The sequence below is a fragment of the Frankia sp. CoWAU3 genome (assembly GCF_977971855.1).
The window spans coordinates 14196-17961 of sequence record NZ_CDWWXB010000048.1; the positions used below are offsets into that span (position 1 = coordinate 14196).

Annotated in this window: 2 protein-coding genes and 1 pseudogene; 2 read left to right on the top strand and 1 reads right to left on the bottom strand. The window is 67.9% G+C overall.

The window, feature by feature from the left end; all coding sequences use genetic code 11:
* Positions 1–432, top strand: a 432-nt coding sequence (locus tag AC08ON_RS07095) for a hypothetical protein (protein WP_476616662.1), incomplete at its 5' end; no start/stop codon positions are given.
* A gap of 40 nt (positions 433–472) precedes the next feature.
* Here the strand turns inward: AC08ON_RS07095 and trhA are convergent.
* Positions 473–1085 (bottom strand): annotated as a pseudogene (gene trhA / locus AC08ON_RS07100) (PAQR family membrane homeostasis protein TrhA).
* A gap of 363 nt (positions 1086–1448) precedes the next feature.
* Between trhA and AC08ON_RS07105 the strand changes: the two are divergent.
* Positions 1449–3278, top strand: a complete 1830-nt coding sequence (locus AC08ON_RS07105) for a phosphoenolpyruvate carboxykinase (GTP) (protein ID WP_476606866.1) — start codon at positions 1449–1451, stop codon at positions 3276–3278.
* The last annotated feature ends 488 nt before the right edge of the window (positions 3279–3766 follow it).

The window sequence follows — 3766 nt, forward strand, 5'->3', positions numbered from 1 at the left end:
CCCACGGTGGTCGTGGACCGGGACGAGATCACGGTCATCGGGGTACTCGCGGCCGGCGGCGCCGCGCCCGGAGGAGGGCCGTCGGCGACGGGGGCCCGGATCCGGCGGTTCCGGGAGCAGACCCGTGAGGAACGGATCGCCATCGCCACGAAGGCCGAACATCGGTACAACCGCAAGGTGGCGTGGGGCGCGACCGTCGGTGACACCACCGAGCTGTTCACCGCGCTGTCCGTGCCGGTGATGACCCGGCTGCGCCAGCCGGAACGCCAGGTGCTCGACACCCTCGTCGACTCGGGGGTGGCGCGCAGCCGCAGCGAGGCCCTCGCCTGGTGCGTACGTCTGGTGGGCGAGAACGCCGACAGCTGGCTGCGCCAGCTCCGGGAGGCCATGGAACAGGTGGAGAAGATCCGCTCGGTGGGCCCTCGGCTGTAGCCGCCGGAGCCCCCGGTAGCCGCCGTGCGGGGGAAGGCTGTTAGTAGATGGCGAAGAGCAGCGCAATGTAGTGGCAGGTCGCGGCGACGAGGGTGAAGGGATGGAACACCTCGTGGTAGCCGAAGATCGTGGGTGCCGGGTCCGGTCGCCGGCAGGCGTAGACGACGGCGCCGAGGCTGTAGCAGACCCCCCACGAGCAGAAGTACCATCGAGGCGATCCCGGCCCGGTGGGCGAGCTCCGGGATCACGAAGACGGCTACCCAGCCGAGCGCGATGTAGAGCGGCACGGTCAGGTACCGCGGCGAGTGCAGCCACAGCATCCGGATGGCGACGCCGAGTCCCGCCCCTCCCCACACCACCGCCAGGACCACCCGAGCGGTCGTCGGCGGCATCGCAATCAGGGCGAAGGGGGTGTAAGTCCCGGCGATGAAAACAAAGATCATTGAGTGGTCGAGGCGTTTCATGCGCGCCCGGGCACGTGATGTCGACCACATCGTCCGGTGATAGAGGGCGCTCGTTCCGAAGAGGGCCGCAATACTCAGGGCGTAAACCGCGATACCGAGCCGGGCACGCAGCGTGGTAGCCAGTGCCACCGCAATGACGCCTAGTGTCAGGCTGATCGGGAAAGCGCCGGCATGTAGCCATCCCCGCATGCGCGGTCGCACCAGGTCACGCGGGTGCGAGGCGATGTCCGTCTGCGGAGGCCCGGCTGGCTGCTGTACGAGGGAAGCCACGCCGAGAACGATAGCCCGAGGGTTGCCGCCGTCACGAAGCGGAGCTGGACGGCAGCGGTCGGTCCGTATCGGTGCGTGATGGATCCGACGCTTCTGCGCACTCGCTATCGCGCGACTGCGGACGGAACGCGCGGTACAGTCTAATGATCCTGAACGTGGCCTCGAACTCCCCCTATATTGTGGGTTTTGTCTGAACGTCCACGAGTACGTTCGAGTTCTCAAGTGGGTACCTGCATATGGGAAGAGAGCGCGGCAGGTTCGACTCGACCGGAGGTGTGAGCTGTGACAACCGCGGCACAGGTTTCGGGGCTGGACGTGGCCCCCACGAGGCACGCCAGGCTGGTTGCCTGGGTGCGCGAGATTGCCGAACTCACTCAGCCGGATCGGGTTGAGTGGTGCGATGGATCAGAGGCGGAGTTCGATCGGCTGACCTCTCTTCTGATCGAGCAGGGGACCCTGGTCCGGCTGAATGACGAGAAACGTCCGAACAGCTTTTACGCCGCTTCGGACCCGGGCGACGTGGCCCGCGTGGAGGACCGCACCTACATCTGCTCCGAGCAGGCGGAGGACGCCGGTCCGACCAACAACTGGCTGGACCCTGCCGAGATGCGGGCCACGCTCCGGGGCCTGTTCGCGGGGTGCATGCGGGGTCGGACGATGTACGTCGTCCCGTTCTGCATGGGTCCGCTCGGCTCGCGCATCTCGGCCCTCGGTGTCGAAATCACCGACTCGCCTTACGTCGTCATCTCCATGCGGACGATGACCCGGATGGGAACGCCCGCCCTCGAGCAGCTTGGAACGGACGGTTTCTTTGTTCCGGCCGTCCATTCCCTGGGCGCTCCGCTGGAACCTGGCCAGGCCGATGTTCCGTGGCCGTGCAATACGACGAAGTACATTACCCATTTCCCGGAAACCCGGGAGATCTGGTCCTACGGATCGGGTTACGGCGGAAACGCACTGCTCGGCAAGAAGTGCTATGCGCTGCGTATTGCGTCCGTCATGGCCCGCGACGAGGGCTGGCTCGCCGAGCACATGCTCATCCTCAAACTGACGTCTCCCGCCGGCAAGGTCCACTACATTGCCGCCGCATTTCCGTCGGCCTGTGGAAAGACCAATCTGGCGATGCTCATCCCAACCCTGCCGGGCTGGCAGGCGGAGACTGTCGGTGACGACATCGCCTGGATGCGCTTCGGTGAGGACGGCCGGCTGTACGCGGTCAACCCGGAGGCCGGGTTCTTCGGGGTCGCCCCGGGGACCGGCGAGCAGACCAACCCCAACGCGGTCAGGACCCTCTGGGGCAACGCCATCTACACCAACGTGGCCAGGACCGATGACGGTGACGTCTGGTGGGAGGGGCTGACCAAGCAGCCGCCGGCGCGCCTCATCGACTGGAAGGGCCGCGACTGGACCCCCGAGTCCAGCGAGCCCGCCGCACACCCCAACGCCCGCTTCACCGTCCCGGCGGGCCAGTGCCCGACGATCGCCCCGGAGTGGGAGGATCCGCGCGGCGTGCCGATCTCGGCGATCCTGTTCGGCGGGCGCCGGGCGACCGCGGTGCCGCTGGTCACCGAGGCTCCCGACTGGCGGCGCGGGGTGTTCTTCGGCTCGATCGTCGCCTCCGAGACGACGGCGGCCCAGGCCGGAGCGATCGGCAAGCTGCGCCGGGACCCCTTCGCGATGCTGCCGTTCTGCGGCTACAACATGGCCGACTACTTCGCCCACTGGCTCGAGGTCGGGCAGAAGGCCGACCAGACGAAGCTCCCGCGGGTCTACTACGTGAACTGGTTCCGCAAGAGCCCGGAGGGCAGGTTCCTGTGGCCGGGATTCGGCGACAACAGCCGTGTCCTCGCCTGGATCGTCGGTCGCCTGGAGGGCACGGCAGCCGGGGTGGAGACGCCGCTCGGCGTCCTGCCGACGAAGGACGCCCTACCCGTTGACGGCCTCGACATCGCCGAGGAGGACCTCGAGACCCTGCTCACGGTGGACGTCGAGGTGTGGAAACAGGAGGCCCAGCTGATCCCCGAGCACTACCAGACGTTCGGGGAACGGCTTCCGGCCGCCCTGTGGACCGAGCACGAGGCGCTTGTCGAGCGGCTGAACAGGGCAGACTGAGCGGCTGACGCACCCAACCGCGAGCTCCGTCCGGGGAGCGCACCGCCGGCACGGCACTTCGTGGCAGCGCCTCGTGTGATACCCCCGAGCGGCTCGGCCGAAGGCCGAGCCGCTCGGCGGGCTCCCGGCCCGGCCCGTGGCGACCGGTCGGCCGGGTGCGGCCTTCCTTCGCCGGCCCGGCGCCGGACTCGTTCGTAACTCCGCGTCGCGTCCGTTGTTCCGCCGTCGGCGGGCCGCGTTCCTACCGAGTGTCGCGGTACGGCTCACCTGAGCGGAGCACCATCCGATAATGACCACCCCGCGGATCCCGCATGTTCGCCGGGGATCAATCCCTTCTCCGGGTGAATTTCCGGGAATTCCCCAGCCGGTTGGCTGAATTTCCTCCGACCCGCCCGACGGTGCCAGTCGGCGCCCTCTTTCGGGCCCGGTTTGGTTCGATCCGATCTCGATGACATGTCGAGACAACGAGTGTCCGATCATCGGCCCGC